Consider the following 17,759-nt stretch of genomic DNA (forward strand, 5'->3'; position numbering starts at 1 on the left):
TATTAATTCCTTTTGGTGAATGATTAAAGTCATAAATGGATACGTTATCTGTGAAATCTCCTTCCTCGGTTCCTGCTTCAACTAGCCGATAGGCTTATTTTTAACGAAAAGTATCAATTATGGTATATTTAAATAAGACAAAATAATTGAAGCGGGGAATGATATGAGTACAATCGAAAAACAAAGACGTAAGAAATTCAGAGCCAAATCAATCGTACGGGTCATCATGGTCATCATCGGCGGAATTATTGCCGCGTATGGACTGGAAACCGTACTGATTCCGAATAGTGTATCTGACGGCGGTGTAACCGGGCTCAGCATTGTCGGTTCACAGCTGTTTCATTTGCCTCTTGGGATCTTGATTGCGGTGATCAATATACCGTTTGTCTGGTTAGGATATAAGCAAATCGGGAAAGGTTTTGCGTTTCTATCAATTATCGGTATTGTCTCACTTGCCGCGGGCACGAGTTTTTTCCACCACACGCCGGCTATCATTGAGGGAGATACCCTGTTAATCACCGTTGTCGGCGGGATTATTCTCGGCTTGGGAATGGGATTGGCATTGCGCAACGGCGGCGCCTTAGATGGAATTGATATGCTGGCTGTGCTTCTGTCACGGAAATTGCCGTTTGGCACGAGCGATCTCATTTTATTTTTAAACATTTTTGTGTTTATTTTTGTTTCTTTTGTATTCGGGCTGCAAGGCGCATTGCTTTCCGTCATTGCTTACTACATCGCATCCAAGGTGATCCATGTGGTTGAGGAAGGCTTAAGCGGTTCTAAAACATTTCAGATTATCACCAATGAGCCTGCATTAATGGTAGAGACCATTCGTGAAGAATTGGGCCGGAGCGCTACTTATAAAGAAGCATACGGCGGTTTTTCTCATGAAAAATTCCAAGAAATCACATGTGTCATCAACCGTTTGGAAGAAACCAAACTGAAGGAAATTATTAATGACATTGATAAACAAGCCTTTGTGACGGTATATGATGTCGCAGAAGTAAAAGGCAGTAATTTCAGAAAAGTCCATAATCATTAAGTAGAGAGCTGCCGTTAACCGGCAGCTTTTTTTAAAAAAGGAGAAAAAACTTGCAAAAAAAGAATGGCGGCTGTATATTGTTGATATATCAAACATTGACTAGTCAATTAATTGCGCAAAAGAAAGTGGGGATGGGTTTTGACAGCATGTTGTTCAGAGGAAGGCGAGATTTTATATCAGCTCCAATCACTGCACAAAGTGATCGGCACGAAGTTTGAAGCGTGCACCGGAATCAGCCAATCCCGCCTTGAGCTTCTCGCCGTGCTTTTTTACGTCGACGAGATCAGCCAAAGCGATCTTCAGAAAAAGGTGAATATTGATGGCGCAGCCGTGACAAGACACTTGAAACAGCTTGAAGCCAAAGAAATGGTCACAAGAAGGCGGAAGCCCGAGGACAACCGAATTATACTTGTCCGGCTTACTGATCAGGGGCGGGAGAGAATTGAGGCTTCCAAAAAGGAGAAGGAGCGTTTCATAAAGGAAATGCTTGCCGGTGTCAGCGAGGAAGAACGCAGTATGTTAAAAAACGTATTGTCGCAGATGCAGAATAATATAGAAAATATGAAAGCATAGGAGTGTATTACACATGAAAACAGAACTGAAAACAAACGACTTTATGGACATTATGAAAGGCCGCCGTTCCATTCGGAATTACGATCCGGCTGTTAAAATCAGCAAAGAAGAAATGACTCAAATTCTGGAAGAAGCAACGACAGCACCGTCTTCAGTCAACGCGCAGCCGTGGCGTTTTCTCGTCATTGACAGCCCTGAAGGAAAAGAAAAACTCGCGCCGCTTGCCAGCTTTAACCAAACACAAGTCAGCACATCATCTGCGGTGATCGCGGTTTTCGCAGATATGAACAATGATGACTATTTAGAAGAAATCTATTCGAAAGCGGTCGAACTGGGCTACATGCCGCAGGAAGTAAAAGACAGACAAATCGCTGCGTTGACGGCGCACTTTGAAAAACTTCCGGAGCAAGTGAACCGTGAAACGATTCTGATCGACGGAGGCCTCGTTTCCATGCAGCTGATGCTTACGGCACGCGCGCACGGCTATGACACAAACCCGATCGGCGGCTACGATAAAGAAAAGATTGCCGAGGTTTTCGGAATGGATAAAGAGCGTTATGTACCGGTCATGCTGTTATCAATCGGAAAAGCGGCAGACGAAGGATATGCTTCCTACCGTCTTCCTATCGAAACAATCGCACAATGGAAATAAGGTTGAAGTGAAGCTGAGAGGAGAGGGACAGTGGACATAATTGCGGCTGTTTTCGTCGGAATTGTAGCTTTAGAACATATATTTATCATGATACTTGAAATGTTTTTTATCAATTCGAAGGCAGCTAAGCGGTCCTTCAAATTGCCGAAGCATTTAGAAGGTGATCGGAATGTGGCGGTCATGTTTGCAAATCAAGGTCTGTATAATGGATTTCTGGCTGCCGGCCTCATTTGGGGACTGATCCTCGGAACTGATCCGATTGGCCATATGATTCAAATGTTTTTCGTCATCTGTGTGGTCATCGCGGCCATTTTCGGAGGCTTTACTTCAAACAAATCAATTATCGTAAAACAAGGACTTCCGGCTGTTTTAGCGCTTATTTTTCTTTTATTGGCGTAGGCAGAACGGAGTGAGGGCTTCCGGAATGGGAGCCCTCTTTTTTTATTCTGTTTTGAAAATCATTCCTGATAAATGGATGATTCCGGCCGCTTGTTCTTAAGATGATAGATTAATTTGAAAGCCGATGCCTGCGCGCATCGGCTTTTTTTCGGCTGATAGAAATACATTATAGTATATAAAACAAAAAGGGAAACTGCTCACAGAATCGAAATAAATAATATTCGCACTAAGGAAAGGTGTAAATCTATGAGCAAAATCGAAGTGAATACTCCGCCAAAACTAAACCATCCGTTTCTCGCCGGAATGTTGTTTATGATTGTTGGTACGCTGTGTTTTGCCTCAAAGTCGATCTTTATTAAGTGGGCTTACACATTCGGAGCCACCCCGGAGTCAACGCTATTTTTCAGACAATTGATTGCAACCCCTCTTTTTTGCATCATTTTTCTTTTGTATCGTGCAAAATTATCTGAAAAACCGGCAAAGGCTGATATAGTCAGAGCAGGAATCACGGGTCTGCTCGTTTTTTTTCTATCTCCGCTGTTGGACTTTATCGGGCTGCATTATGTTTCAGCTATTGTAGAAAGGATGCTCGTTATGAGTTATCCGATTTTTGTCATGATTATCTCGTTTTTCGGAAAAATGGAGAAAATCACCGCTGCAGACATCATTTCTGTCGTTGTGGTCAGCATAGGAATCTTTTTTTCCATTGGCGGCTGGAATCTGCACGAATTGAGTGCTAATATATTTGGCGCTTTTCTCGTTCTTCTGTCGTCCGCGGTTTACGGACTTTATTTGGTCTTATCCGGTCAGCTTGTTCGCAAAGTAGGGAGTATCCGTATGAATGCATATGGGATGTCCTTAGCAAGCATTGCCATGGTGCTTTTTTTAATCGCAAGAAAGGGTTTTGGCTATCAGACAGAGCTATGGTCGTTTCAGCCACCCGTATATTTCCTTTTTTTAATCATTGCTGTATTTACAACAGTCGTTCCTTTTTTATTTATGCTGGAAGGTATCAAACGGATTGGGGCAGTAAGAGGGTCTTTGATTTCAATGATGGGCCCGATCATCACAATCATCTTTGGCGCTTTTTTCTTGGGCGAGCGCTTAACATGGATACAGTGGATAGGCTGTTTCATTGTCCTAAGCATGATTACTTTTTCGGAAGGCAGGAAGATCAAATTAAAGGTGAGAGCCTGACATACGAAAGCCTCCCACTAAGGAGAGAAAGTAAACGAAAAAATAAGCCGATGCCTGCGCGCTTCGGCTTTGGGGAGTGAGGTTGCTGAGGATGAATATGAAGAGAGCGTATTATGCTATTTTATACAGCCAGACCGCTATCAACTTGGGGTTCTCACTTTATACGATGGCTGTCATCTTGTTTTTGTTTACAAAAACCGGTTCGACGGCGATGGCCTCTCTTATGACGTTCGTCAGCATTGTATGTCGCGTATTGGGCAGCGCCATTTTGCCGCTGGTCACCGGCCGGTTCACGCTTCGGTCTTTGTTAATCGGTTCTCAATTGATACAGATCACACTGTTAGTCTGTTTGTTTTTTGTCATCCAAACCGGTTCATCCGCATTCTTTTTTCTGATGTTTTGTCTGATCGGAGGCATTTCTTTTTGCAACGGATGGTTTGCTCCGATAAAAAGCGCGCTGATTGGGGAAATCATTCCTCCTGATCGAAGGGCGAAAGCGAACGGTTTATTATCGGCGGCGGATCAGACCGTTCAGTTTGCGGGGTGGTCTCTGGGCGGCGTCATCATAGCGTTCCTGGGAGAGAGCGATACAATGATCGTCACTGTCATGTTATTGGTTTCTTCGGTGTTGGGCATCATTCTGTTTCTTCAAGTACGCATGTGTGCGCCGGCAGCAGTCAGGGAACGTTCCCTTTTTGCAGATGCGGCAAGCGGCTGGGTGTATTTATTTCAGCAAAAACAGCTCAGGGTTCTCATTGTGATGGATGTGATCGAATCGTGGGCAGGCATGATATGGATCGGTTCTGTGTCCTTGACTTATGTGCATGACGTCCTTCATAAAGGAGAGGCTTGGTGGGGGTATGTCAACGGAGTCTATTATGCAGGGACGATGATCGGCGGACTGATCATCTATAAGTTATCCGGCAAGTTTCAGCATCATCTCATTCCGCTTATGCTGACGGGAGCCTTGGCATATGGAATGTTCACGTTTATTTACGGGCTGATCACAAGCGCCGTTACCGCCCTTTTTCTGGTGCTGTGCATGGGGCCGGCTTGTGTATTACGAGATCTCACGCAGGAAACATTCCTTCAAAACATCACGACCGAAAAGACACGGGTCAATATATTAGCGGCGAGATCAGCTTTAGTTCAGTTCATTTTTATGTTTTCCATTATCGGAACGGGGGTTATCTCGGATGTATTCGGCGTGCGGTTTATTTATATTGGCGCAGGCCTCCTCTTATTAATTTCGGCTTTTATCGGATTTTCTCAGCTGCGAATGAAGAAGATGGTACAAAGCCGCATGTAGTGTAGTATAATTAGGAACGTACGTTCTATATCGAGAGAGGAGAGGGTAATGTGGGACATCTGGCACTGCAATTGTATGATTATCATCTTTGGGCAAATCAGCAAATATTCACCCGGCTTAAAGAGCTTCCGGAGGATGTGTACCGTAAGGAGATTCAAAGTGTCTTTCCGTCGATAGCCGGTGTATTGACTCATGTGTATCTGTCGGATAAGGGGTGGTTTGATGTGTTCTCCGGAGAGCGTCTGGAGGATACGCTGAAATCAGCTGAACAGCAAAAAGAGGACATCTTGTCTAAAGAGATAGAAGAGCTGGAAGATATGTTCTCGGAATTATCAGATCGATATCAATTATTTTTGCAAAAGGAAGAAAATATCAGTCTCCCCCTTGAAATAGAGCATCCGTCAGGTGACATCATGAAAACCGCAGCAGCCGATATGATCCTCCATGTTGTGAACCACGGAACGTACCATCGCGGGAATATAACAGCCATGCTCAGACAGATGGGGTATGCTTCTGTGCCGACGGATTACGGTATTTATTTATATATAAACAAAAAGTAAACAAGACAGCCAACGCGGCTGTCTTGTGATATCAGTAAAAAAGCCAAATCATATGAGTGATTTGGCTTTTTCGTTTGCTATGCCATGTTCTGCAGCCGTTCTAAACTGTTTTTCCAATTCGCTTCAAGCGCTGTAAAAGCAGCGGCGGCATCTTGCTGTTCTAATGCGTGAATGATATCAGAGTGTTCATTATATGATCTGTTTAAAGCGTCGTTTTCACTGAAATAGCGGATTTCCATTCTCTGAATTTTGACTTTCAGGCTTACTAGCAATTTGTGAAGTTCGGCGTTGTCCGCAAGCAGAATGATGCGATGGTGAAATGCATTGTCCGCTTCCAGGATGGCCGGTTTATCGCCGTCTTTCATCATTTGAAGAAGATTTTCATTCAGCTGTTTCAATTCCTGAATCACGGCATCGTCCACATGCGGGAGAGCTTGCTGCAATGCGAGTTTTTCAAGCGTCCAGACGATGGAATACAAGTTTTCCGCTTCTTTTAACTCAATCGGAGCGACAAGCGTCCATCTGTTCGCTTTTGTTATCACCAAGCCGTCATCTTCCAGCCGCAATAAGGCTTCCCGTATCGGGGTGCGGCTGATTCCCAATGTTTCCGACAAATCCTTGTCCTTTAACTTTGTTTCCGGTTTGAGCTTGCCCGTTATGATCCAGTTTCTGAGTGTGCGATACACTTCGTCCCGCATGATGGTTCTTTTCAGCACAGGTTCTTTGTTTTGATTATCCAATGGAACACCTCATGAATCGTAGTATACATATTTGCATTTTACCACAGTCCGGGCGCCGGTTAGAAATGAAGAGGGACGTCTAAGGATGAATCGAACCGAGATGCTTCATCTCAATATGCTGAAAGTCAGCGGAGCCGCCTTCAGAAAAGAGCGTGATTCCCTGATCTTCGTGTTTTGGGAACACTTCATTTGTCAAAACGGTTTTTCCGTCGTCTGCAAATACTTCAATACTTGTTTTATCTACGAGAATTTTCAGATGGACGCGTCCTTTGTTTCCGTCAAATGGGGCTTTGCTTTCGACGTATGCGCCGGTTTTATCAGGCTGGTCTGTAAACGATCTGTTCACATAGGCACAGCCGTCTTCTGCTGAAATACCGACATCAATATGCCGGCTTTGGTCTGCTGATTCTCTGAGTCTGACTCCTGCATTTTTGATATCTGACCAAGCGATATCCATATCAAGCTGATATGTATCACCTTTGATCGGCAGTGTCTCTGAACCGTTCACCTGTTTGTGTTCTATGCTGTCAGTTGAAGAGGTTAATTGGTTCAATGCTTCAACCGGCTCTGACACAAGGCTGTATGTGCCGCCGTCCTGCTGCTGAAGGCGGATTTCACGGACGATAGAATCCGTGCCGTTAAAGCCGTTTTTTAGTGTCGGTGTTTCATTCGGATAATCCCAATTGTTCATCCATGCCAGCGCATAGCGTTTTGTCAGCGGATCTTCGCTATTACCGTCTTCAAATGTGACGCCGCCGTACCAGTCAAAGCCGTAATCGAGCCATTGCGGTTCTTCTTGATCGGCGGTAAATTCCTTCCCGTCAAAGTTTCCGGTCCAATACGCGTACGTATTCGGTTTGCCTGCGGGTTTGCCGTTTGCGCTTGCGCCCAGAACCCATTTGGCTGTTCCGTCATCTGCACGCATCATATAAAGGTCGGGGCATTCGACGAGGCCGATCTGCTGAGTGATAAAGCCGCCCGTGTATTTCCAATTTTTTAAATCGGGTGATTCATAAAAACCGATTTTTTCTCCTTCGGCCATGGCCATCACCCATTTGTCATCCTGTTCATCCCAGATTACTTTCGGGTCCCGGAAATCCTTAGTTCCCGGGTTTTTCATAACGGGCTGATCACTATAGGAAGTAAACGTTTTTCCCTTATCCGTGCTGTACCATAAATATTGTTCCTGGGCTTTTGTTTTGGCAGTCGGCTGCGTTGTGACGGCGACCAGCGCGTTTTTGCCGAAGCCCGCCGTGTTGTGTTTATCAATGACGACAGAACCGGACCATATATCGCCGTTTTCGTTGGTGTATTTCGGAATAGCCGTGCCTTCGTCCGTCCAGTGCACCAAGTCCTCTGATACGGCGTGCCGCCATTCTGTGCCGTTGCCGTTCGGGTAATCCCGATTATAAAGATAGTAGTAATGATATTTCCCCTCGAAAAAAATGGGCTTTTGAGGGTCGTTTTTCCATTTGTCCGGGGTCGTAAAATGATACGCCGCCCGGTAATCCTTCTTATGCTCCGTGTTTGTGTCAGAGGAATTGTGGGTTTTGTTCGGCAGTAAGCCGACAAACAAGAACGCACCCAAAAAGATCAATATTACAATGGGCCATTTTCGTACCATGATTGAATTCACCATCTTGTTGAGAAATAAAAGAAAATGCCAATGAAGTATCGGCATTTTCTTTTTGTTGTTATTAGTTGTTAACCGTAAGCTGTCCTTGTTCAAGGATGCTGTTTTTAACAACGGATGTTTTCTTGCCTTTGATGTTCATTAAGAAGCTTGGCGCAAATGTTGCCTTTTTATCCTCAAAGAAGCCTCTGTTTGTCATGTAGCTTGTGATCACGACATTGTTGCCTTTGGCTTGCGGCACTGCGAAGTGAGAGTAAGTGAACGTTACATCGTTAGGATCAAGACCCATTTGCAGGACAAGACCAGTTTTGTTCAGCGGCTTGTAAGGCCCTGTTAAAGAGTTTGATACATAACCAAGCATGTAAATATCGTTTGAGTTAATGCCGTCGATCGTCATTTTTGAACCGCGTGAATCAGTGAACAGGTACCATTTGCCGTTCATTTTGAAAACATTCGCGCGCTCAATTTCATCAGTTACCGTGTTTGAAGTGATCAGCGGCTTCATGACTTTTTTCAATGTGTAATCATCGTTTAACTCTACCATACCGAGGGCGCCGTTCGCTAATTCAGCATCGCGTTTTTTAGCGCTTTGCTGAAGCTTCTGACTTTCTTTACGGAAGAAGTTTGTGCTGCCGCCGTAGTACGCTTTGTTAAATAAAGATTCTTCGCCTTGGTATCCGTTTTCTGTTCCTGTGTTGGCTTCGAATACAAGGTATTTATGGCCTTTGTCTTCAACGTAGTGAGGGTCTCTCAGCGTATGGTTGTCGCCGGATGTATAGTTCCCTTCATCGATAAACTGCTGAACGTTTTGATATGTTTTTCCGTCGCCGTCAAAAATCGTTTTATGATCTTCCACTCCGTTGATCTTGAGCGTGTCATCAGATTTTGACACATTTACCTGCGCCGTTGTCAGGCTTTGTTTGCTGTAATGTTTACCGGAAAAGTCAGTGTAGAATAAACGGATTTTTCCGTCAGATGTAAAGGTTGCAGAACCGGACCATTCTTGTGTCTGTTCTTTCAGGATTTCATCGTTGGCGTCGAACTTATCGCTGTCTTTAAAGACACGCCCCGCGTTTTTCCAGCTGTCGATCGAGTTGTCGCCGACTTTTTGGTAAAACATGTAGATGGATGTGTCATCAGCGTCTTTCGGGCTTCCCGCAAGAGCAAACACGACGTGATAGCCATTGTATTCAGCTACTGTTCCGTCAGCGTTTTGGAGCGGCCAGCTGTCCCACACATCCAGTCCTTTCGCGGACTCGATATTTTTAATTGTTGATTGGTCGAATTGAGGAACTTGGTATTTTTCACTTTGCTGCTGTTTAGGGATCTGCAGCATATCATGGCGTGTGATATGAGAGACGCCGTACGTTTCTTTGTAAGGTTTTTGGGTATTTTCTTTCGCGAAGGCTTGAGTCGCTCCCCCTGCCAGAAGTGCAGTCGTAAAAGTTAGAACTGTGGCTCGTTTTGCAAATTTTTTGATGTTCATGTTCATGTCTCCTTTTGTATGTACCTTTTTTTGCGATCTGCCGATTCGATCCTCCTGCATTCATGGATGGCAGGTTTGTTACAGAAAAAAAGACCTAAAATATGTATGGGGTGACGCCAAAGAATACACTTTGCCCTTAACACATTTTAGGTCTTGCCTGCTTTATCAGTAACAATCCTGCATGATTTACTTGTCGACATCATTCTATTAGACTCTGATTCTATTGACAACTGGTCTATTTTCCTCTTTTGGATGATAGTAAAATGAAAAAAGGCCTTTTAATATATGGGTAATTGAGACTAAGGGGTGCTCTGGGCCTAGGAAAAAACCTCTCTAAAAAAGAGAGGTTATTTTTTCTTGATAGATAATAAAGCGATGGTAGCTAAAATCAGCAAAGTACCCAGCCATTCTGATATTCCGAAGGGAACATGCAGCCAGATAACAGCTAAAAAAGCTGCCGACAGCGGCTCTGCACAGGCAAGCAGGCTGGTTTCAGAGGCACTCAGATATTTCAGGCTTTCCAAGTAGCAATAAAAAGCGATGAGCGTTCCGAAAATGATGATAAACACAATCGCGGCATATGCAGGAAAGGACCACTCGCCTTCAAATGTCCAGGGCGGGCGGATCAAGCTGAGGGCGGCTCCGCCGATCAGCATGCCCCATCCGACAACAATAGCGGATCCCCATTTCTTCAGCAGACGATGCGGCTGAAGGGTGTAAAACGCCAGTGCAAACGCCGAACTGATTCCCCAAAAGACGGCCAGACCGGATATGGACAGGCTTCCGGCATTCCCGTGCGTGACCAAAATGAATGTGCCGGCAACCGCCAATAAGACGGCGAGCAGTTCTTTTCCCGAAGGTATTCTCTTTGCGCGAATCGCTAAAAAGCATGTAATGATCGCTGGCCCTAAATACTGAAGAACGGTAGCAGCGGCCGCGTTGCCGTACTCAATTGCCGCGAAGTAGGTGTATTGAACGCCTAACATTCCGAAAACCCCGAATAAAAGAAGGGGAATTCTGTCCCGTCTGTCTTTCCAAACAGCCCATATCCGTCCTTTTTCTTTGCGGTACGCGATGCCGAGCAGAAGCGCCCCTGACACCAGAAGGCGCACTGAAGTCAGCCATTCTGTATTAAAATGGCGGTGCTGGAACAGATACTGGGCAACCGTTCCCGAGACCCCCCATAAGATAGCTCCTGTCAGCACAAGCCAAATGCCTGTTGTTCGTGAATAAGAAAGAGCAGCGTGTTTTTCCAGGATAGACACCCCCGATTCTGATGTTGTGATATTGACTTACAATAATTAGGTAAACGAACGCCTTTCATGTGATATATTATATATTGTATATCAAATTCCGTCAAAATGATTTTCGGAGAAAGCGCTTACGAAACGGCCGTCTGATGAATGAGCAATAAAAAAACACCCCGGCGGGTTTCCGGGGTGTTTTGGTTATTCTGCAATCGCGTCTGTTAAAACAGGAACGACTTGTTTCTTTCTGGATACGACGCCTTTTAAAAGAGCCGTGTTGTTTTCTAAAGTCACGTTGAATGCTTTTTCCACTTTTGACGCTTGATCACCGATGGCAAGCGCAAGGGAATCGTTTTCCAGAATATCCGTAATCACGAGAAGGAACAGGTCAAGGTTCTTCTCAGCAATTACTTTTGAAAGGGCCGCTTCTAATTCCGGCTGCCGCTTTTTCACATCTTCAATATCAACTGTGTTGACTTGGGCGATTTCGACTTTTTTGCTGCCGAGCGTGAACTCTTTCGCATCAAGAGAAATCAGTTCTTCCACCGTTTTTTTGCTTAAGTCGGCGCCCGCTTTCAGCATGTTTAAGCCGTACTCTTCCGCATCTACGCCAGCAATTTCAGCAAGCTCTTTTGCCGCTGCGATATCTTGCTCCGTGCAAGTCGGAGATTTAAATAACAGAGAGTCGGAAATGATTGCTGACAGCATGAGGCCCGCAATTTCTTTCTCGATTTTCACGTTATTTTCTTTGTACATTTTGTTTAAGATCGTAGCCGTACAGCCGACCGGCTCAGCACGGTAGTAAAGAGGTTCCGCTGTTTCGAAGTTGGCGATACGGTGGTGGTCGATCACTTCAAGAACCTGAACGTCTTCGATATCCTTGATGCTTTGCTGGCGTTCATTGTGGTCAACAAGGATGACGCCGTTTACTTCGTTTGCGGCTGTTTCCACCAAACGCGGGCTTTCCTGCTTGAAATAATCAAGCGCGTATTGTGTTTCGCCGTTGACTTGTCCAAGGCGGACGGGCTCAGCATTGAAGCCGAGTTTATTTTTTAGATCAGCGTAGGCAATGGCAGAGCAAATGGTATCTGTGTCTGGGTTTTGATGTCCGAAAATAAGAATTTTTTCCATAATAACTCCTTGTCCTTTTTTGTAGTGTAAACAATCTTTTTATAGTTTAACACGTCTTGCGGAGGGTGTAATCTTCAAAACCTTAAAAATTGATGTGAAAAAGAAGCATTTTTGTTGAGCGGTGAGGAGGATTGCGAGTAAAATACTGGGTAAGTCAGATGCTAATCAGCATATAGTATCAAAAAAGGTACTATGGAGGATGAAAAATGAACATATATCCGAATAAAGAAGGTTGTCCGGTTGAACTGACGCTTTCCGTTATCGGCGGAAAGTGGAAGGGTATTTTGTTTTATCATATGATCGGCGGAAAAAAGCGGTTTAATGAGTTTCGGCGCATTTGCCCCAGCATTACGCAGCGTATGCTGACGCTTCAGCTTCGCGAGCTTGAGGCGGACGGCATCGTGCATCGCGAGGTATATCAGCAGGTGCCTCCAAAGGTGGAGTATTCCCTTACCGAATTCGGCAGGTCGCTGGAACCGATCGTTTTGCAAATGAAGAAATGGGGAGATGCCAACCGGGAGTTTCTCGAGGCATACCGGGAAAAAACGTCTCCTCAAGATCAGTCCGCTCAAAAATAAGAAGCAGCAAAGGATTAAATTCCTTGCTGCTTTTTTTTATTTCATCGCGATGGCCTTTCTGGCGTTGCGCACGTCATTCTTCAGCAATTCGCTCAGGTTGTAAGCCGGATATTGACCGCGTTCTTCCATATACTCAAAGACCATTTGGTGCCACTTGATGGACGCGTTTAAGTGCTTGACGAAAACATGTCTTAATTGAGGTGTGGCCGTCTCTGTAATGGCTCCGGCGTAATTGCGGACAGACGTTTTGGCCAGAATGAGCAGGCCGCCGCTGTAAAAGGAGGAATCAGCGCGCTCTTCTGTTTCATCCTCACGAAAAGCGGGAGCTTCAGGGAAGAAAGGAAGCAGTTCACGCAGGTTTTGTTCCAGCGAATGGATGGAAAATCTGTAAAGCTGTTTTAATCTGGCATCGCTTACGTCCCGCTCTGTTCTTTTTAATTTCACAAGTCCGTTTGCCTGGAAAGCTACTAACTCATGCAGTTCTAACGTTTCATGCCATGCTAATGTTCTCCGCTCAGTCATGGTGTAAGAATCTCCTTTATCCTTCATTTTCACTTTCAGCATATGCCCCGGTCCCGATGTTGTTCCTGATGTTTTGAAGTTTCCAGAAAGGGAAACTCAATGTAAAGGAAATACGAAATAGAGGTGAAACTATATGTGGGACATGATAAAGAACTTCTTCCTTTTCAGCAGCGGGGTTTTGCAGGCGACCACTCTCTTACTTATCGTTATCGTCTTGTTATATGTACGAAAAACCAAAAAGAAAAACAGAGATACTTCTGGTTTCATGGATGATCAGGATCACTGATACAACGGGCATTCTTTCACTGGGATGTCCGTTTGTCTGTTTTCATGTTTCACATGGAACATTGCGGGTGTCCGCGCTCATTTTACTTGCGATTTCGACTTATGTTAAAATATATACGTGTATTTTGGAGAGTTTATGGAAAATTCAGGTCTTGAAAGAGACATTGCGGCGTCAAAAGAGCAGTCGTCTAAGTGCTCTTTTCTATTCGTATGTTCGAATGATACAAGGTTTGAGGTGAGTAAGTGAAAAATACAAGGGCTCTAATAGAAGGCGCCATTTTGATCAGTATTTTTGCAATCATTTCCCTTTTGGTCGTGTACCTCCCTTTACTGGGGGCAATTCTTCTCTTTGCTTTGCCGCTGCCGATCATTCTTTACACCATTCGGCACGGTCTGAAGCCCGGGGTATGGATGGGGCTTGCCAGCCTTCCTGTCAGCTTTATTGTAAGTTCGTTTACCGGGCTTACAGGCGCTTTTACGGCTGCCTGTACGGGAATCGCCATGGGATATTATTTTAAAAAGAAACAGCCCGGCTATGCGGTTGCTGCCGGCGCTATGGCGTATGTGCTGTGCGGCGTCGTTTTTTTTGTGGTCAGCATCGTGTTTCTTAATATGAATGTGATCGATACCACCATGTCCCAGCTTCGGGAGTCGCTGTCTTTAGCAGAAACCATGTCAAAGCAGCTCGGTTACGGAGATCAGTTCGGGAAGCAGATCAAGCTGATGGAAAGTCAGCTGAGCACGGTTCAATATCTTTTTCCGACAGTGCTCGTATTGACCGGCATCGTTTTTTCTTTCCTCAGTTATGCTATGGCAAGGCCGCTTTTACGGCGATTTTCCCCTGATCTTCCGAAGATGAAGCCTTTTAGAGAGCTCAAACTCCCGCAAAGCGTTGTCATTCTGTATTTTATTGTGACGATATTAGGGTTTCTGCCTTTAGAAAAAGGGCATATGCTGTATTCGGTTTCATTGAATGGGGGATTTATTCTCAGCTTGCTGATTTGTATTCAAGGATTAGCGTTTATTTTTTTCTATTGCCGCGAAATGGAGATGCCGAAAGCCGTTCCTGTTTTAGCAATTGTGCTGGGTGTGCTTTTTCCGCTCATCTTGTCCGTGTATCTCCTCTTAGGCATCATTGACATAGGCTTTAACATAAGAAATAAGGTGACGCGAAATTGAGTGTGACTTACAGGTGGGGAGTTGATAGAAATGCCTAGTTTTTATGAAAAACCGTTGTTTCGGTATCCCATCTATGCATTGATTGCATTGTCAATCATCATAATCCTCATCAGCATTTACTTTAACTGGCTGATAGGAGCCATCGGCGTTGTGCTGCTCGCCGTGATCCTGTTTTTCATTAAGCGTGCGGATTCTCTGATCAGAAAAGAAATTGACGATTATATCTCCACGTTATCGTATAGATTGAAAAAAGTAGGCGAAGAGGCATTAATGGAAATGCCTATCGGGATTATGCTGTTTAATGATCAATATTACATTGAGTGGGCGAATCCGTTTTTGTCTTCCTGTTTTAATGAAAGCACACTCGTCGGGCGCTCGCTGTATGACACATGCGAGGCCGTCGTGCCGCTGATCAAGCAGGAGGTCGATTCGGAAACGATCACCTTGAATGAGCGGAAGTTTAAAGTAGTGATTAAAAGAGATGAGCGCCTGCTTTATTTCTTTGATGTGACAGAACAGATTCAAATTGAAAAGCAGTACGAAAATGAGAGAACCGTGCTGGCATATATCTTTTTAGATAACTATGATGACGTCACACAGGGGCTGGATGACCAAACGAGAAGCACGATGAACAGCCAGGTCACCTCATTATTAAATGCGTGGGCGCAGGAGTACGGCATTTTCCTGAAACGGACGTCCTCTGAGCGGTTTATCGCGGTGTTAAATGAACACATTTTAACGGAGCTTGAAAACGCGAAATTTTCGATTTTGGATGAAATTCGAGAAAAAACATCCGTTCATACTGTATCTTTGACCCTCAGCATCGGGATCGGCGCATCGGTTTCTTCCTTGAAGGAGCTAGGAGATCTGGCGCAGTCCAGCCTCGATTTGGCTCTCGGCCGCGGAGGCGACCAAGTGGCGATCAAAATGCCGAACGGCAAGGTGAAATTTTACGGCGGCAAAACAAATCCGATGGAGAAACGCACAAGGGTGCGCGCCCGGGTGATTTCTCACGCGCTCAAGGAGATTGTCTCAGAAAGCAGCAATGTCATTATCATGGGGCACAAGTTTCCTGATATGGACGCAGTCGGAGCCGCAATCGGAATATTGAAGGTGGCGCAGGCCAACGGCAAAGAAGGCTACATCGTCATTGATCCGAACCAGATCGGATCAAGCGTTCAGCGCCTGATTGAAGAAATTAAAAAATATGAAGAGCTGTGGTCGCGGTTCATCACGCCGGAAGAGGCGATGGAAATTTCAAATGACGACACGCTGCTTGTCGTCGTTGATACACATAAACCGTCCCTTGTGATGGAAGAGCGTCTCGTGAACAAAATCGAGCACATCGTTGTGATTGACCACCACCGCAGAGGCGAGGAATTTATTAAAGACCCGCTGCTCGTTTATATGGAGCCATACGCTTCATCCACCGCAGAACTCGTGACGGAGCTGCTTGAATACCAGCCGAAGCGGCTCAAAATCAATATGATTGAAGCGACGGCCCTGTTAGCTGGTATAATAGTGGATACGAAGAGTTTTTCCCTTCGCACGGGCTCGCGGACGTTCGACGCCGCTTCTTATTTGAGAGCGAAAGGCGCAGATACGGTTCTGGTGCAGAAAGTTCTCAAAGAATCCGTCGGTTCTTACATCAAGCGGGCGAAACTGATCCAGCATACGGCTCTTTATAAAGAACATATCGCGATTGCTTCTCTGCCTGAGAACGAAGAGGAGTACTTTGACCAGGTGCTGATTGCGCAGGCGGCTGATTCCCTCTTATCGATGAGTGAAGTGGAAGCTTCATTTGCGGTAGCCAGACGGGATGAGCATACGGTGTGCATCAGTGCGAGATCGCTGGGCGAGGTCAATGTGCAGATTATTATGGAGGCGCTGGATGGCGGAGGGCATTTAACCAATGCGGCAACCCAGTTATCGGGCATTTCTGTCTCAGAAGCGCTCGTTCGGCTGAAGGAAGCCATTGATGAATATTTTGAGGGAGGCGTTCAGAGATGAAGGTTATTTTCTTACAAGATGTAAAAGGTAAAGGAAAAAAAGGCGAAATGAAAAACGTAGCAGACGGTTATGCACATAACTTTCTCATTAAAAAAGGCCTCGCTGTCGAAGCAAATGCGACAAACATCAGCGCATTGAAAGGACAGAAAGAAAAAGAGAAAAAAGAAGCGATTGCCGAGCTTGAAAGAGCGAAAGATTTGAAAGAAACGCTTGAACAGCTGACTGTTGAGCTGAGTGCCAAATCCGGTGAAGGCGGCCGTCTATTCGGATCTGTCACAAGCAAACAAATTGCAGAAGCGCTGCAAAAAACGCATAAGATTAAAGTGGATAAACGGAAACTGGAGCTCCAAGACGGTATCCGCACACTGGGATATACAAACGTTCCTGTAAAGCTGCACCCTGAAGTTCAGGCTGTGCTGAAGGTTCACGTAAAAGAAGAAGCGTAACACACAATGAAAAACCCGCCGATCCGGCGGGTTTTTTTTATGTCAGCAGACGGCGCAGCGCAAGAAAATGATGAGATTGTTTCATTTCCGATCGCTACCAGATTGCATATTATATTACATCATAACGAAGGATGTGTCGGTATGAAACGATTTTTTTCTGAAACATATTTTAATAATCCGGAGAATAAAAAAGCGCTGAAACACTATCCGCTGATCGGAGACGGAAAAGACGGGGAGGTCTATCGCTTAACACACAACAAATGCGTAAAATATTTTTTTAAAAAAGAGACATGTAAGAAGGAATTGGAAGCTTTACAGCTCGGATATGGTTCACCGGTGATCCCGAAACTGTATGAATACGGAGATCATTATATTGTGATGGAATACGTCAAAGGCACCTCCCTTGCGCGCCATATCAAAAAAGAAAAATCCCTGTCCGTCAAACTGACAGCTGATATTTTAAACATGCTGGATGAATTAAAAGATATCGGTTTTGCCAGATGGGATGCCGAAATCAGGCATATTCTGATGAACGAACAAGGTGAACTTAAAGTGATCGACCATAAAAGAGCCTTTTCGACCGTTACCCGAGTTCCCGTAAAACTATTAAAAGGACTGGACAAATACGGCTTGGCGGATGAGTTTTTGAACACCATAAAAAAATTAAATCCGTCACGCTACCGGGAATGGCGAAGGGAATTGTAAGTTTCTGAAAATCCGCATATGTAAGTTTCCTTTTTTTAGGGTCGTCATATGATATTTGTAACATT

19 protein-coding genes are annotated in these 17,759 nt (G+C 44.9%); 13 read left to right on the forward strand and 6 right to left on the reverse strand.

Translation table 11 applies throughout. From position 1 onward, the window contains the following. The first annotated feature begins 163 nt into the window (after positions 1-163). From OVA33_RS04755 to OVA33_RS04785, 7 genes are all read left to right on the forward strand, one after another. A complete protein-coding gene (locus tag OVA33_RS04755) occupies positions 164-1,042 on the forward strand; it encodes a YitT family protein (protein ID WP_017418479.1) in 879 nt (292 codons plus the stop codon). Positions 1,043-1,153: 111 nt separating this feature from the next. After that, entirely contained in the window at positions 1,154-1,615 is a 462-nt protein-coding gene (locus OVA33_RS04760) for a MarR family winged helix-turn-helix transcriptional regulator (RefSeq protein WP_014722085.1), read from the forward strand. Between the two features lie 13 nt (positions 1,616-1,628). Beyond that, a complete protein-coding gene (locus tag OVA33_RS04765) occupies positions 1,629-2,267 on the forward strand; it encodes a nitroreductase family protein (protein ID WP_014419365.1) in 639 nt (212 codons plus the stop codon). Positions 2,268-2,297: 30 nt separating this feature from the next. Beyond that, the gene (locus OVA33_RS04770) at positions 2,298-2,666 is read left to right on the forward strand and encodes a DUF1304 domain-containing protein (RefSeq protein WP_017418480.1); all 369 of its coding nucleotides are present in this window, start codon (positions 2,298-2,300) and stop codon (positions 2,664-2,666) included. A 246-nt stretch (positions 2,667-2,912) separates the two neighbouring features. Continuing rightward, entirely contained in the window at positions 2,913-3,863 is a 951-nt protein-coding gene (locus OVA33_RS04775; protein ID WP_017418481.1) for a DMT family transporter, read from the forward strand. 91 nt (positions 3,864-3,954) lie between these two features. Then, complete coding sequence (locus OVA33_RS04780) at positions 3,955-5,172, forward strand: MFS transporter (protein ID WP_128974162.1); 1,218 nt, start codon at positions 3,955-3,957, stop codon at positions 5,170-5,172. Positions 5,173-5,222: 50 nt separating this feature from the next. Then, complete coding sequence (locus tag OVA33_RS04785; RefSeq protein ID WP_021494616.1) at positions 5,223-5,732, forward strand: DinB family protein; 510 nt, start codon at positions 5,223-5,225, stop codon at positions 5,730-5,732. Positions 5,733-5,809: 77 nt separating this feature from the next. Here the strand turns inward: OVA33_RS04785 and OVA33_RS04790 are convergent, their stop codons facing one another. From OVA33_RS04790 to OVA33_RS04810, 5 genes are all read right to left on the reverse strand, one after another. Continuing rightward, positions 5,810-6,472, reverse strand: coding sequence for a GntR family transcriptional regulator (locus OVA33_RS04790; protein WP_128974161.1), 663 nt, complete (start codon positions 6,470-6,472; stop codon positions 5,810-5,812). A gap of 79 nt (positions 6,473-6,551) precedes the next feature. Further along, positions 6,552-8,096: a glycoside hydrolase family 32 protein gene (locus tag OVA33_RS04795; protein WP_063636578.1), complete on the reverse strand. Its 1,545-nt coding sequence runs from the start codon at positions 8,094-8,096 to the stop codon at positions 6,552-6,554. A gap of 73 nt (positions 8,097-8,169) precedes the next feature. Further along, positions 8,170-9,591 (reverse strand): glycoside hydrolase family 68 protein, encoded by a 1,422-nt coding sequence (locus tag OVA33_RS04800; protein WP_017418486.1) that lies wholly within the window; start codon positions 9,589-9,591, stop codon positions 8,170-8,172. Positions 9,592-9,938: 347 nt separating this feature from the next. Then, the gene (locus tag OVA33_RS04805; RefSeq protein ID WP_017418487.1) at positions 9,939-10,856 is read right to left on the reverse strand and encodes an EamA family transporter; all 918 of its coding nucleotides are present in this window, start codon (positions 10,854-10,856) and stop codon (positions 9,939-9,941) included. Positions 10,857-11,039: 183 nt separating this feature from the next. Beyond that, positions 11,040-11,969 (reverse strand): manganese-dependent inorganic pyrophosphatase, encoded by a 930-nt coding sequence (locus OVA33_RS04810; protein ID WP_004393053.1) that lies wholly within the window; start codon positions 11,967-11,969, stop codon positions 11,040-11,042. 206 nt (positions 11,970-12,175) lie between these two features. Here OVA33_RS04810 and OVA33_RS04815 point away from each other — a divergent pair, with 206 nt between their 5' ends. After that, positions 12,176-12,547 carry a winged helix-turn-helix transcriptional regulator gene (locus OVA33_RS04815; protein WP_007615010.1) on the forward strand — a complete coding sequence of 124 codons (372 nt, stop codon included), beginning with the start codon at positions 12,176-12,178 and terminating at the stop codon, positions 12,545-12,547. 36 nt (positions 12,548-12,583) lie between these two features. On the opposite strand, the gene OVA33_RS04820 is transcribed toward OVA33_RS04815, so the two are convergent. Further along, positions 12,584-13,069, reverse strand: coding sequence for a spore coat protein (locus tag OVA33_RS04820; RefSeq protein ID WP_025650095.1), 486 nt, complete (start codon positions 13,067-13,069; stop codon positions 12,584-12,586). Between the two features lie 133 nt (positions 13,070-13,202). Here OVA33_RS04820 and OVA33_RS04825 point away from each other — a divergent pair, with 133 nt between their 5' ends. The 5 genes from OVA33_RS04825 (at position 13,203) to OVA33_RS04845 (ending at position 17,694) form a co-directional block, all read left to right on the forward strand. Continuing rightward, positions 13,203-13,355 (forward strand): hypothetical protein, encoded by a 153-nt coding sequence (locus OVA33_RS04825; RefSeq protein ID WP_004393059.1) that lies wholly within the window; start codon positions 13,203-13,205, stop codon positions 13,353-13,355. A gap of 242 nt (positions 13,356-13,597) precedes the next feature. Next, positions 13,598-14,533, forward strand: coding sequence for a YybS family protein (locus OVA33_RS04830; protein ID WP_063636577.1), 936 nt, complete (start codon positions 13,598-13,600; stop codon positions 14,531-14,533). Positions 14,534-14,563: 30 nt separating this feature from the next. After that, complete coding sequence (locus OVA33_RS04835; protein WP_063636576.1) at positions 14,564-16,543, forward strand: DHH family phosphoesterase; 1,980 nt, start codon at positions 14,564-14,566, stop codon at positions 16,541-16,543. After that, entirely contained in the window at positions 16,540-16,989 is a 450-nt protein-coding gene (gene rplI / locus OVA33_RS04840; protein WP_004393063.1) for a 50S ribosomal protein L9, read from the forward strand. Before OVA33_RS04835 ends, rplI begins: the two co-directional genes overlap by 4 nt. 6 nt (positions 16,990-16,995) lie before the next feature. Beyond that, positions 16,996-17,694 carry a protein kinase family protein gene (locus OVA33_RS04845; RefSeq protein WP_079891439.1) on the forward strand — a complete coding sequence of 233 codons (699 nt, stop codon included), beginning with the start codon at positions 16,996-16,998 and terminating at the stop codon, positions 17,692-17,694. Positions 17,695-17,759 lie beyond the last annotated feature (65 nt).

It is taken from the genome of Bacillus sp. KICET-1, from assembly GCF_027721405.1.
GTDB lineage: Bacteria > Bacillota > Bacilli > Bacillales > Bacillaceae > Bacillus > Bacillus velezensis.